Origin of the sequence: Streptomyces liliifuscus, from assembly GCF_016598615.1 — a bacterium.
Lineage (GTDB): Bacteria > Actinomycetota > Actinomycetes > Streptomycetales > Streptomycetaceae > Streptomyces > Streptomyces liliifuscus.
This window is the reverse complement of sequence record NZ_CP066831.1, coordinates 10,858,927-10,876,993: the sequence shown is the minus strand read 5'-3', so window position 1 is coordinate 10,876,993 and position 18,067 is coordinate 10,858,927. Positions and strand designations below refer to the sequence as shown.

At 67.1% G+C, this 18,067-nt stretch carries 17 protein-coding genes and 3 pseudogenes; 7 read left to right on the top strand and 13 right to left on the bottom strand.

Annotation, left to right across the window (positions count from 1 at the left end):
• Positions 1-120: 120 nt before the first annotated feature.
• The gene (locus tag JEQ17_RS47365) at positions 121-1,518 is read right to left on the bottom strand and encodes an MFS transporter (protein ID WP_200401122.1); all 1,398 of its coding nucleotides are present in this window, start codon (positions 1,516-1,518) and stop codon (positions 121-123) included.
• Positions 1,519-1,622: 104 nt separating this feature from the next.
• Here JEQ17_RS47365 and JEQ17_RS47360 point away from each other — a divergent pair, with 104 nt between their 5' ends.
• A complete protein-coding gene (locus JEQ17_RS47360) occupies positions 1,623-2,243 on the top strand; it encodes a TetR/AcrR family transcriptional regulator (RefSeq protein ID WP_200401121.1) in 621 nt (206 codons plus the stop codon).
• Positions 2,244-2,319: 76 nt separating this feature from the next.
• On the opposite strand, the gene JEQ17_RS50600 is transcribed toward JEQ17_RS47360, so the two are convergent.
• Both JEQ17_RS50600 and JEQ17_RS47355 read right to left on the bottom strand, forming a co-directional pair.
• Complete coding sequence (locus JEQ17_RS50600) at positions 2,320-2,451, bottom strand: hypothetical protein (protein ID WP_267924827.1); 132 nt, start codon at positions 2,449-2,451, stop codon at positions 2,320-2,322.
• 390 nt (positions 2,452-2,841) lie between these two features.
• Positions 2,842-3,333, bottom strand: coding sequence for a MarR family winged helix-turn-helix transcriptional regulator (locus JEQ17_RS47355; protein ID WP_200401120.1), 492 nt, complete (start codon positions 3,331-3,333; stop codon positions 2,842-2,844).
• A gap of 116 nt (positions 3,334-3,449) precedes the next feature.
• On the opposite strand from JEQ17_RS47355, the gene JEQ17_RS47350 reads away from it, so the two are divergent.
• Complete coding sequence (locus JEQ17_RS47350) at positions 3,450-4,814, top strand: pyridoxal phosphate-dependent decarboxylase family protein (protein ID WP_200401119.1); 1,365 nt, start codon at positions 3,450-3,452, stop codon at positions 4,812-4,814.
• 129 nt (positions 4,815-4,943) lie between these two features.
• Positions 4,944-5,902 (top strand): annotated as a pseudogene (locus tag JEQ17_RS47345) (ADP-ribosylglycohydrolase family protein).
• 22 nt (positions 5,903-5,924) lie between these two features.
• On the opposite strand, the gene JEQ17_RS47340 reads toward JEQ17_RS47345, so the two are convergent.
• From JEQ17_RS47340 to JEQ17_RS47315, 6 genes and pseudogenes are all read right to left on the bottom strand, one after another.
• Entirely contained in the window at positions 5,925-6,461 is a 537-nt protein-coding gene (locus JEQ17_RS47340) for a GNAT family N-acetyltransferase (RefSeq protein WP_200401118.1), read from the bottom strand.
• 248 nt (positions 6,462-6,709) lie between these two features.
• Positions 6,710-7,126 (bottom strand): hypothetical protein, encoded by a 417-nt coding sequence (locus tag JEQ17_RS47335; protein WP_200401117.1) that lies wholly within the window; start codon positions 7,124-7,126, stop codon positions 6,710-6,712.
• A gap of 151 nt (positions 7,127-7,277) precedes the next feature.
• Positions 7,278-8,117 (bottom strand): IS5 family transposase, encoded by an 840-nt coding sequence (locus JEQ17_RS47330; RefSeq protein ID WP_200401116.1) that lies wholly within the window; start codon positions 8,115-8,117, stop codon positions 7,278-7,280.
• A gap of 528 nt (positions 8,118-8,645) precedes the next feature.
• On the bottom strand, positions 8,646-9,119 hold the full coding sequence (locus JEQ17_RS47325) for a hypothetical protein (protein ID WP_200401115.1): 474 nt from the start codon (positions 9,117-9,119) through the stop codon (positions 8,646-8,648).
• Between the two features lie 296 nt (positions 9,120-9,415).
• Entirely contained in the window at positions 9,416-9,622 is a 207-nt protein-coding gene (locus JEQ17_RS47320) for a hypothetical protein (protein ID WP_200402126.1), read from the bottom strand.
• Positions 9,621-10,016 (bottom strand): annotated as a pseudogene (locus JEQ17_RS47315) (helix-turn-helix domain-containing protein); the annotation flags it as partial. The gene JEQ17_RS47320 and the pseudogene JEQ17_RS47315, both read right to left, overlap by 2 nt.
• A gap of 93 nt (positions 10,017-10,109) precedes the next feature.
• Here JEQ17_RS47315 and JEQ17_RS47310 point away from each other — a divergent pair.
• Together JEQ17_RS47310 and JEQ17_RS47305 are read left to right on the top strand one after the other, a co-directional pair.
• The gene (locus tag JEQ17_RS47310; RefSeq protein ID WP_200401114.1) at positions 10,110-10,661 is read left to right on the top strand and encodes a hypothetical protein; all 552 of its coding nucleotides are present in this window, start codon (positions 10,110-10,112) and stop codon (positions 10,659-10,661) included.
• A gap of 305 nt (positions 10,662-10,966) precedes the next feature.
• On the top strand, positions 10,967-11,413 hold the full coding sequence (locus JEQ17_RS47305) for a hypothetical protein (protein ID WP_234048654.1): 447 nt from the start codon (positions 10,967-10,969) through the stop codon (positions 11,411-11,413).
• A gap of 129 nt (positions 11,414-11,542) precedes the next feature.
• Here JEQ17_RS47305 and JEQ17_RS47300 read toward each other — a convergent pair whose 3' ends face one another.
• From JEQ17_RS47300 to JEQ17_RS47290, 4 genes and pseudogenes are all read right to left on the bottom strand, one after another.
• The gene (locus JEQ17_RS47300; protein WP_200401113.1) at positions 11,543-12,226 is read right to left on the bottom strand and encodes an MOSC domain-containing protein; all 684 of its coding nucleotides are present in this window, start codon (positions 12,224-12,226) and stop codon (positions 11,543-11,545) included.
• 337 nt (positions 12,227-12,563) lie between these two features.
• Positions 12,564-13,657 (bottom strand): annotated as a pseudogene (locus JEQ17_RS47295) (UvrD-helicase domain-containing protein); the annotation flags it as partial.
• Between the two features lie 68 nt (positions 13,658-13,725).
• Positions 13,726-14,208, bottom strand: a complete 483-nt coding sequence (locus JEQ17_RS50335; protein WP_234048653.1) for a hypothetical protein — start codon at positions 14,206-14,208, stop codon at positions 13,726-13,728.
• A gap of 29 nt (positions 14,209-14,237) precedes the next feature.
• A complete protein-coding gene (locus tag JEQ17_RS47290) occupies positions 14,238-15,002 on the bottom strand; it encodes a hypothetical protein (protein ID WP_200401112.1) in 765 nt (254 codons plus the stop codon).
• Positions 15,003-16,209: 1,207 nt separating this feature from the next.
• On the opposite strand from JEQ17_RS47290, the gene JEQ17_RS47285 reads away from it, so the two are divergent.
• Complete coding sequence (locus tag JEQ17_RS47285; protein WP_200401111.1) at positions 16,210-17,280, top strand: ATP-binding cassette domain-containing protein; 1,071 nt, start codon at positions 16,210-16,212, stop codon at positions 17,278-17,280.
• Positions 17,281-17,285: 5 nt separating this feature from the next.
• Entirely contained in the window at positions 17,286-18,032 is a 747-nt protein-coding gene (locus JEQ17_RS47280; RefSeq protein WP_200401110.1) for an ABC transporter permease, read from the top strand.
• Positions 18,033-18,067 lie beyond the last annotated feature (35 nt).

Genomic DNA, 18,067 nt, shown 5'->3' with positions numbered 1-18,067 from the left:
GGTGATACCGGCCGTCAGCAGCCGGCTCTTCCGATGTCCATCGTGTGCCTTCCGTGAGCATGTCGAGGGCGGGTGGCAGACCCGCTTCGTTGCGGCTCGGATCCGGCGTGCGGCCTGGGCTTACTGCTGCTTGGCGGGGATCAGCCACCAGACGATGACGGCGGAGACCGCGGCCAGGCCGGTGGCGACAAGGAACGCGTCGTCGAAGCCGGAGGCGCTCTGGGCACCGGTGCGGGCGGCGATGCTCGTAGCGGCGGCGCTGGAGACGGCCGCCGCGCCGGCCGAGGCGCCGAACTCGTGGAAGGTGCTCACGATCCCCGAGGCGACCCCGGCTTCGTGGGGCGCGACGCTGGCCAGCGCGGTGGCGGAGGCGACCACGAACAGGCCGCCCAGCCCCGCCGCGGCCACGCTCACGCCGGCGACCATCGCAGCCGTTCCCGACCACAGCACCGGCACGAGGAACCCGGCGGCCGCCACAGCCAGAGAGAGCGCAGCCAGCAGCCGGGCTCCCAGACGGCCGATCACACGGCCCGCGGCGGCAGCGGCAGCCATGGTCAGCAGCGCCACCGGCAGGAACAGCACACCGGTCATCAGCGCCCCGTGCCCCTGAAGGTTCTGCAGGTAGAAGGAGCCGAGGAAGAAGGCCCCCACCATCAGCGCCGTCGTGACGGCGATGACGAAGGTGCCTGCCACCACCGGGCGCCGGGTAAGCAGCCGCAGGTCCATCAGCGGCGCCGCCGCCCGGCGCTGCCAGAGGGCGAAGGCCGTGTAGCCGGCTGCCGCGGCAGCGGCCAGGGCCACGGTGACGAGGTCGAGCCAGCCGTGGTCGCCGGCGCGGATCAGGGCGTAGATGAGGGCGGCGGTGGCAGCGGCGACGAGGGCGGCGCCGGGTATGTCCAGGGAGCCGGTGGCCGCGCGGGGCAGGCGGGGCAGGATCCGGGCGAGTGCGACGAGGACGGCCAGGCCGACGGGGACGTTGACGAAGAAGACCCAGGCCCAGCCGGGACCTGCCGTGATCAGCCCGCCCAGCAGCACCCCGAGGGCGGCGCCCCCGCCGCCGAGCGCCGACCAGATACCCAGCGCCCGGTTGCGCTCGTCGCCGTCGAACAGCCGCACCACCACCGACAGCGCGGCAGGCGAGAGCAGCGCGGCGCCCGCGCCCTGGGCGATGCGTGCGGCGAGCAGCAGCGGGGCGCCGGTGGCGAGCCCGGCGGCCAGCGACGCGGCGGTGAACACGGCGAGCCCGGCCAGGACAACGCTCTTGGGCCCGAACAGGTCCGCAGCCCGGCCGCCCAGCAGCATCAGGCTCCCGAACGTAAGGGCGTAGCCGCTGACCACCCAGGTCAAGGCCGCGCGGCCCAGGTCCAGTTCGGCGCCCATGTCCGGCAGGGCGATCGCGACGACCGTGATGTCGAGGATCAGCATCAGCTGGGCCAGCCCCAGCAGGCCGAGGGCTGTCCAGCGCAGCGGATGCGGTGCATCCGGCGCCCGGGTAGTGGTGGATTCCGTGTCACTCATGACGCGCACCTCTCATCGCTAAGTCGTACAGGGCTGTTCACGTTATACGGTCCGGGGGTATAAACCAAACAGTGCTGTACGACTTAGTGAGGTAGGGTTGGCGCATGGCGAGCAAGAACTCCACGGCCACCAAGCGAGCCGACGCGCTGCGCAGCATCGAGGCGATCGTGCAGGCCGCCGCCGAATGCCTCGGGCGCAACCCGGAAGCGAGCCTGAGCGAGATCGCGCGGGCCGCGGGCGTGGGCCGGGTGACGCTGTACGGCCATTTCGCTTCCCGGGCGGAGGTCGTCGACGCAGCGATGAGCCGTGCGCTCGACCGGGGCAACGAGGTCCTGGACGCGGTCGACATGACCGGCGACCCGAGGCTCGCCCTGGCCCGGTACATCGAGGCCGGCTGGCATCTGGTGGACCAGGCGCGGGCGCTGCTCGCCGCCGCACAACGGGAACTGTCCGCCGGGCGCATCCTCGAACTGCACGCCGGTCCCGCCGCCCGGGTCGAGGCGCTCGTCGCCCGCGGCCGCGCCGAAGGGGTCTTCCGTACGGACCTGCCGGTCGCCTGGATGGTCAACGTGCTGCACGCGGTCATGCACAGCGCGGCAGAGGAGATCCGCGCCGGCCGCCTGCCCTCCGAGCGGGCCGCCGGCCACATCACGGCCACGGTGCTCGCCGCCTTCACACCGCCGGGCACACCGGTGCCCGAGACCGGCGACGGGGCCCACCCGTAACCCACACCGAAAACCCGTGACCTCCGAGGAGTTCTCGGCATGTCCGCCCGTACGGTGACCCCTCTCGCGAGGGCGGTCAGGTGGTGAAGGGCGGCGTCTCGGGCGGGGTGAGGTCGTCGCGCAGTCGTACGAAATGGACCGGGTGGCGATAGCGGCCGACGGCGATGACAGTGTGGACGACGAGCTCAGCCACCAGGTCCGGCTTCACGGTGAGGAACTCCAGTTCCCCGGCGGCTCCCCAGTCGGCGCTGAAGTGCCGTCCGCGCCAGGGGTGTTGGATCCTCTGGGAGTCGGCCGTCGTCCCTCATCGCGCCGGACCGCGGTCGCCAAGGAAGTGGTACGAGCGACCGTCCGCAGATCGCCGCCTTCGTCGCACCGGCTCAGCAGGAAGGTGAGCGACTCCTTCGAGGAGCCGGTGACACCGCCGATCACCGCTTCGGACGTGCTCTGGGCACACTGGTGAAGTGTCGGTATTCGAGAGTTGCGGTATTCGCCCGCAGGGCGAGCAGCCCGGGACCCGCCCCTGTACGTCGACGAACCGGCGCTGGCCGGTTCCGGCGTTGGCATGTTCTCGTGCGGGCCGTGATCAAGGGCTCCGTCACCCGGTGTCGTCGCGCAATGCCTTGTCGATTTCGCTCAGCGCACTGGTCAGCCGGGCGTAGTCGTCGGCCGCCAGCGGCTTGACGAAGAACTCCTCCACCACACGAGCATGGACGGCCGCGCCGCGCAGGAATGCCGTGCGGCCTTCGGCGGTCGGTTCCACCAGGGCCACCCTCCGATCCCCGGGAGACGGTGCGCGGCGGACCAGGCCGGCCTCCTCCATGCGGTCGATCAGGCGGGTGGTGCCGCTGCTGGTGAGGGTGAGGTCGTCGGCCAGTTGTCGCTGGGAGACCTTGTCGCCGGGCTTTCGGCAGAGCCGGATGAGAACTTCCAGCATGGTGTGGCTGATCCCGCACTCCCGCCGGAGGTCGGCGTCGATCCGCTGTTCCAGGCGGGTGGCGGATTTGATCAGCAGCCCGAAGTCGCGCACGACCCGGCTGTTGGCCGCGCGGGCGGCGGCTTCGTCGTCCTGTCGATGCGTGGCGTCCATCACCGTGACTTTACTGCAATCTCACCTACTGCCATCTCAATCTCTGAGCAATCAATTGCTGAGTAGTCAACGAAATCGTATGGTGGCCATCCGTGTCACCCGAGAGAGGGAGAGCAGTGGATCTGCACCACTGGCTCGGCCGAGCCACCCACGCGATACAGGACTGGGCCGACACCTTCGGCCCCTACCAGGCCCACCCTTCCCTCCTGGTGGACGACGACCGCTTCGCCGCCGCCTTCGGGGAGCTCGCGGGACGACTGAAGGACAACTACCCCTTCTTCCACCCGCATTACGCGGGCCAGATGCTCAAGCCCCCGCACCCTGCCGCCGTGGTCGGCTACGTCACCGCGATGCTGATCAACCCCAACAACCACGCCCTGGACGGCGGTCCCGCCACCGCGGCGATGGAACGCGAGGCCGTCGCCCAGCTCGCCTCGATGTTCGGCTACGACACCCACCTAGGCCACCTCACCACCAGCGGCACGATCGCCAACCTCGAAGCCCTCTTCGTCGCCCGCGAACTCCACCCGGGCCGGGGCGTCGCCTACAGCGAGGACGCCCACTACACCCACGGCCGCATGTGCCACGTCCTGGGACTGAAGGGCCACCCGGTACCCACCGACGACCACGGCCGCATGGACCTCGACGCCCTGGAGGACACCCTGCGCACCGGGGAGGTGGGCACCGTCGTTGTCACCACCGGCACCACCGGGCTTGGCGCGGTCGACCCTGTCCACGAGGTTCTTCCCCTCGCCGAGCGGCACGGTGTCCGCGTTCATGTCGACGCGGCCTACGGCGGCTTCTTCACTCTCCTCGCCGGCGCCGACGGCCCCGAGGCGCTGCCGGCGGAGCCCTGGCGGGCCATCGCACGATGCGATTCGGTCGTGGTCGACCCCCACAAGCACGGCCTCCAGCCCTACGGCTGCGGCGCGGTCCTCTTCCGCGACCCCGAGGTCGGCCGCTTCTACCTCCACGACTCGCCCTACACCTACTTCACCTCCGCCGAACTCCACCTCGGCGAGATCAGCCTGGAGTGCTCACGCGCCGGCGCCTCCGCCGCCGCCCTCTGGCTCACATTCCAACTCCTTCCGCCCACACCGGATGGACTCGGCCAGATCCTGGCGGCCGGCCGGCGCGCGGCGCTGAAGTGGGCGGACCTCATCGACGCGTCCCAGTACTTGGAGCTCTACCAGCAGCCCGAACTCGACATCGTCAGCTACTTCCCCGCCGTCGAGCCGGCCGCCCTGACCGGCATCGACGCAGCCTCCGCCCGCATCCTCACCGACGGCATGACCAGCCCCGACCCGATCTTCCTGAGCACCCTCAGGGCCGACCACGAGGCGTTCACCGCCCGCCACCCTCAGATCACCGCAGACACCGACGGCGCCCGGATCCTCCGGAGCGTGCTGATGAAGCCAGAGTCCGAGCACCACATTGAGCACCTGCATATCCGGATCGAACACCTCGCCCGAACTCGCTGACCACCGGCATGGTGATGCCGCCCTGGCGCAGGGCGGCTGGACGCGACGCGTTCGCCACCGATGGTTCGAGGATCCGAAGAAGGAAATGCGGCAGTGCGGCCGTCGGCGCGGCACAGATCGCCTGCCCGAATGAAGCGGATTCAGCGGGCCGCCGGCGCTGTCGTCGGTTCAGCGGTGGGTGACGCGCTGGGTGGCCCCTTCGAGTTCGGTCCCCAGGGAGCGTTCTCCGCGCGGTTCCCCGCGCCTGGTGCCGGTGGCGAGATGTGCGGAGGCGGTGGCTGGGACCCCGGCGAGGCGACCGACGACACGCAGATGGCCGTACCGGTCGCGGAGTCGCTGCTGGAGCAGGGCGGACTGGATCTGCCGGACTCTTCACCCGCTTCCAGCGGTGGGCGGCATCAGAACCGAAGGACATCGGCCTGCAGACCGAAGACGTCCTGACCAACGGCATGCCCTGGGACCCCGCCGCCGCCATCCATTTCCAGGTCAACCAACGAGCAGCGGGAAACGGCTCCTTGATGCGGGCATCGACCTCCGCGGTCCACTTCGCGGACGCCGACCAACAAACCACCATGAACGCGGCCCGCCGCATCGCCGCCCTCACCCACGGCGACCGCGCGGCCTGGGAAGGCACCCCGATCTTCCACGAACTCATCCGCATCACCTTCGAGGACACCGACCCCCTCACCGCACTCCCGGACATCCTGACTCTCGTCCACCCCGACCACCGCGACCGCTACGCCACCGCCCTCGCACTCGACTGGCACCCCGATCAGGCGACCGAGTTCAACGGTGCCGTCCGGCCCTGCCCGGGCACCGCCATCTGAGCCCTGCGCACCACCAGCTTCGAAGAAGCGATACGCGCGGCGATCGACCTCGGCGGTGACACAGACACCGTCGCCGCGGTGACCGGAGGCCTCGCGGGGGCGTACTACGGGCTGGACTCAATCCCCGCCCACTGGACCCAGCCGCTCCATGTCCCCCTCCCAGGCTTCGACGGACGGGTGCTGCACCTGGCAGATCTGCTCCACCTTGCACACCGCCTCGAAACCACTCACGCCAACGATCTGCAGACGGACAAGGGCTGATGCTGATGGCGCCGGACCGGCATCACTCCGAGTCTTCAGCACGCCATTCCTCTTCGAGAATGCTGAACGTCAAGGAGTCCCGCCAGCCGTCCCGTATCCATGCCGTGTGTCGAAGGCGCCCCTCGTACGTCATACCGAGCTTGGCAAGCACTCGGGCGGAGCCGAGATTCCGCGGGTCACAGGTGGCGAAGATTCGATGAAGCCCCAACTGGCCGAAGCCGCGTGAGAGAAGCCGGCGCCCGATTCCTGTGCCGATGCCTTGCCCCCATACCCGAGGATGCACAACGTAGGAGATCTCGCCCTGGCGCTGCGTGTGACTGCGGACATGCAACTCGCCCATACCGACAACGTCGTCCCCGAAACGCGCTACATGGGCGAACCTCTGCTGGGGTGTGCTCGACCAAGCCTCGACTGCCGCCTTCACGAAATCGCGTGTCTGGTCCTCAGTATTTGGTCCCCAAGGCTGGAAACGACAAGCCTCTGGGAGACAGGCCCACGAGTGAATGGCCTGCCAGTCATCAAACGCGATCTTGTCCAAGGACACCGAGTGCTGACTCATGGGTTGATCTTGTCAACTGGAGCCAGACAGAGCCATGGGTTCAAAACACCCACTCACTGATCACCTGTGCCGCCATCACCATCATGACCAGACGCATCACCCGCCGGGCCTCTCGCCGGAGCGGCCGGCCCGACTCCCGAGAAGCCGCACGGGACTGATCGTCCTCAAGAACAGCGTCATCTCCTCGGCCAGCACCGGCTCAAACCGCTGTGCCTGCACCGATCCTCCCATCGAAGAACCAGCTGAGACTACGTCCTGGCGATCTCTTGCCGGAGCTGATGGGTGAAGCGGCGTAGCAGATCCTCCGCTTCCCTGTGCTCGGCCCTGCGATCGTCCCTGCCCTCGCTGGGCCGGGAGCTCCAGACCCGACGCACAAGAGTGTCGGCGAGATCGACGGTGTCGTCTGCGCACAGCAGGTAGAGGGCTGACCGGGCTTCCTGCATCCGGCTCACCAGTTCGTTGGCCCCGGCACCGTCGTCACTCAGCCGTGTTTCCCGGAGGTAGTCGATGAGCTGGACCACGGCGGTGTTGAAGCCGACCCCGGCTTTCAGCTTCTGTTCGCGCAGCCACATGCGGTCCTGCCGGCGCGCAGTGAACCAAGCCCCGAACACAGCCCCTATGAGGCCGAAACCAGCCCCGATGGCCACGGACAGGATGTTCACCACGCCGACTCCCCCCGACACACAGCTGGCAGCAGGTTACAGAAGCCATCAAGCACCCAACTCGATGGGTGTCCCTTCGAATCTGAGCCGGGTGTACTCCACCGGGAGACTTCTAAAAGAGTGTTTTGTCCTGGGGATGTTGTTTGGTTCCAAGTCAGGCATCGCGCCAGTTCAGGGTGGATTCGCGGGTCAGCCGTCTGCTTATGAGGTCGATCATCGCAATGCGGATCATGGCTTCGGAGCGGTGGGGATGGGTCTCGTAGTCGCGGGCGAGTCGGCGATGGTGCATCAGCCAGCCGAAGGTCCGCTCGACGACCCAGCGCCGCGGGATCACCTTGAATCCCTTCGCGGTCGGATCCCGGTGGACGGCTTCGACGTCGATACCGAGACGTGCGCCGTGATCGATGGCTTTGGTGCGGTACCCGGTGTCCGTCCAGGCCTTTCTGACCTGTGGGTTTGAGGTGGCGATCCGGGACAGCAGGTGGATGCCGCCGACGTTGTCGGAGACGCTGGCAGCGGTGACCCAGACGGCGAGGAGCAGGCCGAGAGTGTCGACGCCGAGGTGACGCTTGCGGCCTGCGATCTTCTTCCCTGCGTCGATTCCCTGCCCAGAAGCCGGCACGTTCGCGGAGGTCTTGACGCTCTGGGCATCGAGCACGCAGGCGCTCGGCTCGGCGTTCCGGCCTTCGGCCTGGCGTACCAACTGGCGAAGGATGCCGTTGAGTTGGTGGAAGACACCGTCCTTCTGCCACGCGGCGAAGTACCCGTAGACGGTCTCCCACGGTGCGAAGTCGTGCGGCAGGTAGCGCCAAGGGATCCCGGTCCGGTCGACATACAGGATGGCGTCCATAATCCGGCGCAGGTCATGCTGGGGTGGGCGCCCGATATCCAGGCCCTTTCCCCTGCGCTCGGCCCGCCAGGCAGTCAGGGCGGGCTCAACCAACTCCCAGCGGGCATCGGACAGATCGCTGGGATACGGGCGCTGTCGCGTCATGTTTCGGTACTACCGTCGGGACCCTCGCATCAGCAGGGCGCAAAAGGGGTTCAGCAGGGGCGCCTTGGGATCAGACAGGAGCGAACGGGCCGAAAAGGGCCTGCACATGTCGTCAACGGCATCACCTGACACACGAGATATCCCTGGCCCCGGCACCCTTGAATCAACCTGACACCCAAAGAGCCACCAAACAACATCCCCAGGACAAAACACTCTTTAAGACAGGTGCCGAGACTGGCCAAAGCGTGTTGCACAAGGCTGCGTTCGGGCAGGCGAGGACCCGTGGGTGGAGTTGTCCCGTAACACCTGACCGCAATTGAGATTTCTTCGGCATGCCTCCCTCCACGACCTGCTCTTCGAAGCCGGGGTTCTGCGGGTTCTGCAGGTAGTGGCGGCTGCGGTCGGGCAGAGAGCGGATGCGGATCGGCTCAGGGCTCGAACGAGTCCTTCGTGCTGGGCCTCCGAGAGCGTTTGACACCACCCGCGCCCAAGCGGAACGAGCAGCCGTCTGAGCGCAGTCCGCCCGCTCTATCGAACGGGCCCGCACTCATCGACGATCACGGTCGGCTCCGACAGGAAGACATCGCGGTCGACGAGGCCGTAAGCGATGTTGAACGTGTCGAGCCAGTACGACCAACCTCGGATTCCCAGGGCGCTGGTGAACCGGTAGTTCAACTGCCAGCGAACCCACTGCCCGGGAAGCAGTCGAATTGCCGACGGCCTGCGCGGCCGAGGCGGCAACCCGAAGAGCGGCTCCACACGAGCGAGCACTCGGAGCCGATCACCTTCGTCCCGCAGGCTGACACCGATCTGACGAAGGTCCTTCTGACTCGAACGCGGCTCGAAACCATCACGCTCGGGCATCTGGACGAAGTGGGCAAACCCCGAGGGCACCTGAGGCAACGAAAAGCCGACCGGTGCCGCGTTCCTGCGGGCAGCGGCCTCCCCACCCCGAGACTGCTTCGTCCACGACGTCTTGACCCACTGCACCGTGATGTCCACCGCACCTGCCTTTCGCCGCGAGCCTACGGTCAACATTTGCTTGACGTCACCCAGGTTCCGACGCAACTGCCTGCTGCCAGTTCTCAGTAACATTCCAGATGGCTAGAGACCCGGACCGCTCTCCGAAACCGCCGACAAGCGCTCTCCGATCTCACCTACGCAGCCACTCGCCGTACGAATCTCTGACGAACAGATGGCTATCACGGGTCCCGATCAGCATTCAGGCATGTAAGGCAATGCCCGTTCAGGGACATGACTTACAAGGAGCCGAGGGGTTGTAGAGGTACTGACCTCTGCTAAGCGTTCCACAATTCGGCGAGCAGCGCCTTCACCTGGGGGTTCGCGCTCGTGGGATGCGCGGAGAAGCGATCCTTGAGGGTCGCGGTGAGGTTCTTCGCCTCCGTGCGGATCGATGCGGGGTCGTAGCGGCCGTACTTGTAGATCCACATGAGGTAGAGCGCAGCACGCGTGAAACCGCTGCCGGGGTCGAACTGCGCGTCCATGCCGTTCGGGGTACCGGTAGTTCCTGGACTGCTCGGCGACCTGGTGTTCGCGGGTGGGGACCAGGGTGCCGTCCACGATAGGACCGGTGTCCTTGGCGAACCGCTTGCGGGGCCGGAGTGCGAGCAGGGGCCCAAGGTGATTGATGACTCGGCCGGCCGTGGACTTCGAGACGCCGAACAGCGGAGCGAGCTGTCGCAACGTCAGATTGGTGCGCCAGTAGGCGGTGACCAGCAACACCCGGTCCTCGAGGGGCAGACTCCACGGCCGGCCTCGGTGGACCACATCTGCTCCATCGCGCCGCAACGTGGTCAGCAGTTTGCCGAAGCGACGCGGGCTCAGCCCTGTGAACGGGGCTATCCAGAACGGCTCCGATGCCGTGATCACACTCGCCACATCATGATCATCAATCAGGCTGGCCCCATGCCGGGACTCTCCCATAGCTACGCTGATCGGGGCAGTCCACAGTGAGCAAAACCGGGGGAATCCGTGAACCGACCACTGCTGTTTCTCGACGTGGACGGGCCGCTCAACCCCTACGCAGCCCAGCCGGAGAGGCGTCCCGACGGCTACACCACACTCAGAGTTCCCCGGATCGGCACCCATGAGGACGACAGGGGCATATCGTCCCGACGACGCCCCCTACGTGTCTGGCTCAACCCAGAGCACGGACGAAGCCTGCTCCAGCTCGGCTTCGAGCTGTGCTGGGCCACCACATGGATGGACGACGCCAACCGGTGGATCGCACCGGTCCTCGGCCTTCCGGAACTTCCCTTCGTCGACTTCGGCGACGTCCTACTCCAAGAACGCCCCGATGGAGTCCACTGGAAGACCGTGCCGCTGGTGGACTACGCAGGCGGCCGTCCTTTCGCCTGGGTGGACGACGAGCAGAGTGAGCTGGATCAGACGTACGTGACCGCCCACCATCAAGGGCCCGGGCTCCTGCACCACGTCAACCCGCGGATCGGCCTACGAGAGAACGACTTCCACACGCTCGCCGACTTCACCAGTTCCCTGGACACCTCACGAACCACCGGCTGAGCACCTCGCCAGCTCTTCAGGTTGCTCCGTACACGTGAGCCGAAGGACGGAAGTTGTCACCAGGGGAGGCAAAAGATCCGGTGTACAGGACCGGTAGAAGCGGCCCGGTTGTCACAAGCAAGGCACGCGGCTTGTCACACATACTCATTCGGCAGCCCTCCTGTCACCAGAAGCGGAGATCGACAGCCTCTGGCTCCCCGAGACGACATGCGGCAACACTTCACCACAACCGCGTCCTGCTCCTGTGTGTCCTACTACTGAGCGCCGGCAGAAGTCGGCTACCCCGGGGGATCGAGATGCGAGTCATGCAGAAGTACGCGATTGTCCAGCTCATCACACGGTTCTTCTGGCCCCCGCGTGGTGCAAGACGGCAGCCGCCCACGTTCGCCCGGCAACTGGTGGGGCTCTGGCTGTTCGCGCTTGCCTTCGGGGCCGGGCTCACCGCGATCGGCTGGGACGCCAAGTTCGGCATGGCACTGCTGCTCCTCTTTTATGGCGACATCATCGACGGGGTGCGGTACCGCTGGACGGCCACACTGGCCGCGCTAACAGTCCTGGCGGCTGCCGGCCCGCTCACAAGAGCCGTCCTGCCCGGCTCCCTCGACGATGCCTGGGCGCAGAGCGTTGGCTCCGCTGTCGGCGTCACGCTCGGGCTGGCAGTGAGCGCCGCGATCACACGGCTTCCGGAACGCCGACCACATCGGCCCGCCGGGGGACACGACTCCGGGGTCAGCGGTCAAGACTCTCCATAAAGGGAGAGGGGCCGCCGACCTCGGTGACAACAAGCCTGCCTTTGTGACACCTATCGCGCTTCAGCTCAGCTCGGATCCAAGATCTTTGCGGAACAGCCCTTAAACAACGACGTTCACAGCCGATGGCATTCAGTCGAGCCAGCGGGCCTTGTCCCCGATACGGACATGGCCGGGTTCCTCGACCGCCGCGTACACGCCGAGGGTGTTGCCGAGCTCGCGGGCGACCCAGCGCAGCACGGCGCGGTCATGCGGAACTGTCGGAGTCTCCTTGGTAATCATCACGCAGCGGTCGCACCCCTCGGTGAAGCGCAACCGCAGCGTGCCGATGACCATCCGGCGGCCGATCCAATCGTGCTCGGGGTACCCGGTCGCGTGGTCGCCGGGCACATCGTCGAGCACCAGGTTGGGCCGGAACCGGCTGACGTCCATCACACTGTCCGGCAGCGTCGAGCCGAGGCTGCGCAGCGCCGTCGTCGTCAATACATGCAGCGCGGCGTCACGCCGGTGCGGCCGGTGCTCGACCAGCGTGACCTTGGCCTGTACAGCCCCACTGAGCCGACTGGCAGCGTCAGGCGCATCGGAGCGGAACCGCCGGCCGTCCGGCAGGACCAGCTCGGCCACGCCCGGCCCGAGGGTGACCGCCCGCAATCGCATGAGCGCCGGAACAGCACCGGCCCACGTGACCTCTTCCCGCTCGTCGTGGATGGCGATGCCCCGGTCACCCTCGATTCCGAGCACACCGACCGTGGTCGCGGTCAGTCGCTCACCACCCACCGACTTCACCGGATACCGCCACAGTTGGTCGACCCGCATCCATCGCCCCCTTCATTCCAGCGGTCCGGCGACCGTAGTCGACGACTGCCCAGACAAGCGCAGCGACAATCACCGTACTGAGGGTCATCCCATCGTTCCACCGCCGCCTGGCTGTGACGTCTAGCAGAGGCCCCGTCGTGGCCTCTTGCCGCGGTACCACCTCTGACGGCAGCGGTACGGACCGGTTCCAGTTGCCCCCACCGCTGAACAACGCGTCGCGGATGGGGGCCATGTCAAGTCGTCCACGGCGGGGCCGATCTTCACGAACTGGGGCCGACTGAAGCCAACATGGTGGGGCCGCTGAACAACGTCAGGGCCAGCCTCCGCCGACGGTCGCCTACAAGCCGACGCCTACGGGAAGTGCTCCGCCGTCTGGACCCGCCAGCTTCCGCAGCTCGTTGTGCGAAACCGGAAAGGGGCACCCGTCCGGATGCTCCTGAATCCAGGACGAGCCGCCCATGTCGAGATGGCGGCGAGTGCGGGTGACCGCGATGTAGGCGAGGCGGGCGTCGGCGTCGTCGATCGGGCCGGGCAGAGCACGACCCGCATCGTCGTGCTGATCGCTGTCTTTGGGCGGGGTGAAGTCGTCAGCGATTTTCGCCCACGCCCATTCACGTCCTTTTGCCTTGTGAGCGGTGGCGACGGTCACCTCGGCCTGCTCCTCGATGGCGAGTTGCGCAGCAGCGGCGAGAATGGCGTCAGGGCCGTGGGTGTCGACACGGTCGACCAGCGGCTGCAGGTCACGGCCGGCTGGGTCGTGGGCAGCGTAGTCCTGCAGTTCGCTCCAGGAAGGGAACAAAAGCAGTTCCGGATGAGTGGTACGGCGGCCTCCCCGAGGTTACGGGCCGCCAGGGCCAGAGCACGCAGGCTGTCCCCTCCCCCGGCTACCCGGTATCCGTCGACCATCAGGTCCATGACCTGGATCGTGGCGCCGCCGTTGGTGCGGCACAGCATCGCGTCGGGCCGGGCGACGGGGCCGCGTTCGGCGGGAACCGTGGTGTTGCCGGTGAGGCGGATCGGGGCATCGGCGATGGCCGGCCAGCGGTTGGCCGCGTCGGCGAGCCGAGGGCCGAAGTGGAATGACTGCGACAGGACGAGCTGGATGCCGTCGAAGTCGGTCATGACGTCTTTGGCCCCGCGCCACTGGTAGATGGCCTGAGCGGAGTCGCCGACCATGACCAACTGAGCGTGGCTGCGCTGGCTGAGGAAGACGTGCTCCACGACCGGGTTCGTGTCCTGGGCCTCGTCCAGCGGGAGGAAGCCAGTGTCGATCTTCGGTTGGGTGAGGGCCCAGATCTTCAGGTAGTGGTTGTGGCCGAAGCGGACGGCTCCGTCGTCGGGGTGTGGAAGGTCGGTCCAGGCCTTGCGGGCGAACGGGACGATGTGTGCGGCGGGTTCGGCGTGCAGGTCGCCGTCCTCGAGGCCGCGCAAGTGCCTGAAGCGCAGCGTCTCCCGCCGGAGGGGCCCGGTCGAGGGCCGGGCCCCTCCGGCTGCCTGCGTCAGCTCATGAACTTCGCGCAGGCGCTCTGCGTCACCCACTTGTGGGAACTGATCGAGTTGTTCATCGTGTGCCCAGTGGTGCTGGTGTTGCGGCTGAGGTCGTCCACGTAGATCTCGCTGCGCTTCAGGCAGCTGTACCCCTGTGCCTCGCTGTAGTTGGCGTCGACGTAGAACTTCACCACGTCCCAGCCGCCGGAGTACGTGCCCGTATTCATCACAGAGCTGACCGCGTCGTTGTCGGACCATGCGAAGTGGCCCAGTCCGTCGCTCCAGTTGAAGTCGTCTCCGTCGCCGTACTTGACGTTCAGGCTGCGGCAGTCGGCCTCGTAGTAGATGTGGACGTTGCCGTCCCCCGCGTACTGCCAGTACTCGTTGTCGCAGTTGGCGCTCGCGGGTGCGGCCTGCACCGTCGTGGCGGGAATCATGACGGTGAACAGGGCGGTCAGCCCCACAGCCGCAAGCGCTCGAGTCTTCTTGCTCATTCCGGTGTGCTCCTCGTGTCCTCGGCGTTTCAGTGGTTCAGGATTTGTTCGGCGCGACGCAGCGCGGCGCGTTCCAACTGGTCTCGCTTCGCGATCTCCGCGCGGTAGCGCTCACGCACCGGAGCGCTGTGCTCCTCCTCGAGGGCTCGGAGGGTGTCGCCGAACCCGGTCCGCCGCGCGCAGGTCGCTTCGGCGACAGCCAGGCGCACCTCCATCCGGTACGCCTGTGCGGCGCTGCGGCCGGAGGTGACCTCGGGCAGCGCGGAGCGGATGTCGGCGGGCGTCCGATAGGGGTGTCCTGCGGCGCGCATGCAGGCGGCCCAGCGGCTCTGCGCCGTCTTGAAGCGTTGATCGGCGACGAGATCCGGTACGTACAGAGGCGTCAGGTTGGTGGCGATCTTGTCGGCCCGGAACCACTGCTCCTGGTCTCCGTACAGCTTGCGCACGGCCTCCCCCTCGCACCCGCCCGTGGCGAGCCGGATCTGCCCGCCGGCCGGCAGCCGCACCGCCATGACCTCCGAGCCGGGACCGCCCGCCAGATCGGTGACGTACGTCCGTGCCGCACGTGTAGAGAGACCCGCCCGGTAGGACAGGTTCCGATCGCTCTTCTTGGCCCTGAGCACCTTCTGCTTGATGCGGCTCCCGTAGCCGTGCGCCTGGGCCCACGCCACGTCGTCCATGACGTAGCCGAAACTGCGGGTCTCGTCCTCGTCGAGCGGCGCCGCCACCCAGTACCGATGGCCCTTGCGCTTCATGCAGGTCTGCACGAGCAACGCCTCGGCCCGGCTCGTCACGGCACGATCCGCGTCCGTCAGAGGGACCGACCGGGCCGGCTCCATCTCCGGCCTTGGCCGATCGGGTGCTGCGGCACCACAGCCCACAAGCAAGGTGAGTACCGCCACACACGCGAAGACGCCCGCCAGGAACCGGCGCATCATCTGGTTCGGCATCTCCTCTCCCGTCACTCGGGCGGGACAGCCCCCCGCCGGCCGGTGCACCCGGCCGGCGAAGCACAACACAGACGCGACCTGGGGCAGTCCTGACATCTGTCAGGGCGGAGACCCGGACGACCGTCACACGGGCGGCCTGCGCGGAATGTGAGTGTTGGTCGGGCCCTGATGGTCGTGGACGAGGCGCACCGAACCAGTGGTGGCGCGGGCAAGCCGTGGGCGGCCCGACCAGGCGAGGATTCCGGCGGTGCGGCGGCTGTACATGACGGCCCCGGCCCGGGTGTGGGAGGGCGAAGGGGACACCCCGCGCCCGGTGGCGAACATGGACGAGGACTCACCCGCCTTCGGACCGTGGCGTTCAAACTGAAGCTGTCCGAGGCGATGCCGGGTTCCACTGGGCTCTGACGCACAGCCGTGGGTAGTTAAATTGGAAACCCGCTCGGCGCCGTGCCTTCAGCCGTCCGAATTCCGGGGAAGTGGTGAGGGTCGAAGCTGGTCGCCAGTTCCGGATTTCATGTCGTACGTATTTCGTGGGGCGATGGGTTAAGAAAGGAACCTTACACACGAAAAACCAGTCGGGTAAAACACCGAGGAAGGCGTCGATGACCCCGATTGATATCGACGTGTCGCAGGCGGTGTGACACCCGCGCGCTGCGCAGATCTGCTCCGTGTGAGCGGGCCCGAACCCCGCGGTCGCAGTCGCGCCGCCGCCTGGCTCGATACTGGACATGGTCGCGGCAACGACGGGCTCCACGGCGTCCGCGACAGCCTGGGTCTCTGCGCTGATGCGCCCCGGCCACCGTGCCGTTGTGTTGCTCACCCAGTGCTGCTGCTCGGTCCGTCGAAGTCCGAAAACCCAAGAAAGATCATGAGATCGTCACCCGCGCGACAAGGTCGGTGAGGCCTGTTCTGTCTGGTCCTTGCTGGTCGGAAGTCGGGAGAGGTGCCCACGTAATCCGAAAATTCAAGATGTCTTATAAGGGGCCCGGAAAGGCTGTACGGTCATCGAGAAATACCTGGTGCCAAGGTAGTCCGACGGAGAGTGCAGACCATGGAAATTGAGGCTGAGGGTCTCAGGAAAATCTATCCGAGTAAAGCCGGTCCGGTCGAGGCTCTGGACGGCGTGGACCTGAGGGTGGCGCGGGGGAAAATATTCGGATTCCTGGGACCCAATGGGGCGGGCAAGACCACCGTGATACGCATTCTCGTTACCCTGTCGCGCCCCACATCCGGCACGGCGCGGGTCGCCGGCTTCGACGTGGTCGGCCAGCCGCGGCAGGTGCGGAGCCATATCGGCTACGTCAGCCAGGCCGGGGGTGTCGACGGCGGTATGACCGGCCGGGCGAACCTGCTTCTCCAGGCGCGGTTGCAGGGAATGAGCAAGGCGGACGCCATGGCCCGCGTCGGCGAACTCGCCGGGAGGTTTTCGCTGGAGGAGGTCCTCGACCGGCCTGCGGCGACGTTGTCGGGCGGGCTGTCCAGGCGACTGGCGCTGGCCATGGGTCTGGTCCACCGGCCTTCGGTCGTCTTTCTCGACGAGCCGACCTTGGGTCTCGACCCGAGTGCTCGTGTCGAGCTCTGGCAGGAGATCGGTGCGCTGAGCGCCGAGGGTGCCACTGTCTTCCTCACGACGCACTACCTGGAGGAGGCCGACACACTCTGTGACGAGCTCGCGATCATCGACCACGGCCGGATCGTCAGTCAGGACTCCCCTGCCGCGCTCAAACGGCAGGTCGCCGACGGGGAAGTTGTCAGCGTGACGGTCGGTCACGGCCATGGCGGTTCGGACGAAGTCCGAGAAGAGGCCGAGGCCCTGCCCGGCGTGCGGCGGGTGTGGTGGGAGGGCGACGTACTGCGCGTGGCTGTCACCGACGGAAGCGAGGCGATGCCGCAACTCCTCCGCCGCCTCGACGCGGGGCCGGTGAGCGTTCGATCGGTGGCGCTCAGCGCGCCGAGCCTGGACGACGTGTTCCTCCACAAGACCGGACGGACTCTGCGGGGCGTCGACAGCGCCGGGAACGGCTCGCGCGGCGGGCATGCGGGGAATGCCGGAGATACCCGTAAAGAAGAAGGCCTCGAAGACTCGGGGAACCCGGACGCCGATCAACTTCAGGGAGCGTGAGATTCATGCATGAAACGACCCTGGTGTTCGGTTACGAGTTCAAGCGAATGCTCCGGAACCCGGTCTGGGTGCTCATCGGTCTGATGCAGCCCGTCCTGTGGTTGTTGCTTTTCGTCCCACTGCTCGAGGAGCTGAACACCGGCACCCCGAAGTCGGCCGATCTGAAGGTGTTCGTGCCCGGGGTACTCACCATGCTGGCCATCATGAGCACGCTGTTGGTCGGCTACGTCTTCCTCGGCTCGCTCAAGGACGGCGTTGTCGAGCGGCTCGCGGTGACACCGGTCAGCAGGCTCGCGCTCGCTCTCGGCCGGATCCTCGCGGATGTGACAGGCCTGCTCGCCCAGTCGTTCCTCGTCGTTCTCGTCGCCTGCCTGATGGGTTTCAGGGCGGATCCGCTCAGCGTGTTGCTCATCCTCGGGCTCATGGTCCTGCTCGGTCTGTCGGTGGCCTCCCTCTCGTACGCCCTGGCACTCAACCTCCGCGAGGAGGCCTCGTTCAGTTCGATCGTCAACTTCGTAACCCTGCCTCTGCTCCTGCTGTCCGGAATGCTGGTTCCCCTCTCCTTTGCGCCGGACTGGATGAGGATCGTCGGCAACGCCAATCCGCTGTACCACGCGGTGGAGGCGGTCCGATCGCTGGCCGTGGACGACCGTGGTTCCTCCGATGTGGTCGTGGGCTTTCTCGTGCTGACAGTGCTCACCGCCCTCACCTTGACCTGGGCGGCCCGCAGCTACCGACGCGTCGTCCCGTAACCGTTCGAGCGGCCCGCGCGGGCCGAGGAATAGGC

Excerpts from the sequence above, each read along its gene's own strand:
- JEQ17_RS47365 (WP_200401122.1), bottom strand. The coding sequence starts at position 1,518 with ATGAGTGACACGGAATCCACCACTACCCGGGCGCCGGATGCACCGCAT.
- JEQ17_RS47360 (WP_200401121.1), top strand. The coding sequence starts at position 1,623 with ATGGCGAGCAAGAACTCCACGGCCACCAAGCGAGCCGACGCGCTGCGC.
- JEQ17_RS47355 (WP_200401120.1), bottom strand. The coding sequence starts at position 3,333 with ATGGACGCCACGCATCGACAGGACGACGAAGCCGCCGCCCGCGCGGCC.
- JEQ17_RS47340 (WP_200401118.1), bottom strand. The coding sequence starts at position 6,461 with ATGAGTCAGCACTCGGTGTCCTTGGACAAGATCGCGTTTGATGACTGG.
- JEQ17_RS47330 (WP_200401116.1), bottom strand. The coding sequence starts at position 8,117 with ATGACGCGACAGCGCCCGTATCCCAGCGATCTGTCCGATGCCCGCTGG.
- JEQ17_RS47320 (WP_200402126.1), bottom strand. The coding sequence starts at position 9,622 with ATGGACGCGCAGTTCGACCCCGGCAGCGGTTTCACGCGTGCTGCGCTC.
- JEQ17_RS47305 (WP_234048654.1), top strand. The coding sequence starts at position 10,967 with ATGCAGAAGTACGCGATTGTCCAGCTCATCACACGGTTCTTCTGGCCC.
- JEQ17_RS47300 (WP_200401113.1), bottom strand. The coding sequence starts at position 12,226 with ATGCGGGTCGACCAACTGTGGCGGTATCCGGTGAAGTCGGTGGGTGGT.
- JEQ17_RS50335 (WP_234048653.1), bottom strand. The coding sequence starts at position 14,208 with ATGAGCAAGAAGACTCGAGCGCTTGCGGCTGTGGGGCTGACCGCCCTG.
- JEQ17_RS47285 (WP_200401111.1), top strand. The coding sequence starts at position 16,210 with ATGGAAATTGAGGCTGAGGGTCTCAGGAAAATCTATCCGAGTAAAGCC.
- JEQ17_RS47280 (WP_200401110.1), top strand. The coding sequence starts at position 17,286 with ATGCATGAAACGACCCTGGTGTTCGGTTACGAGTTCAAGCGAATGCTC.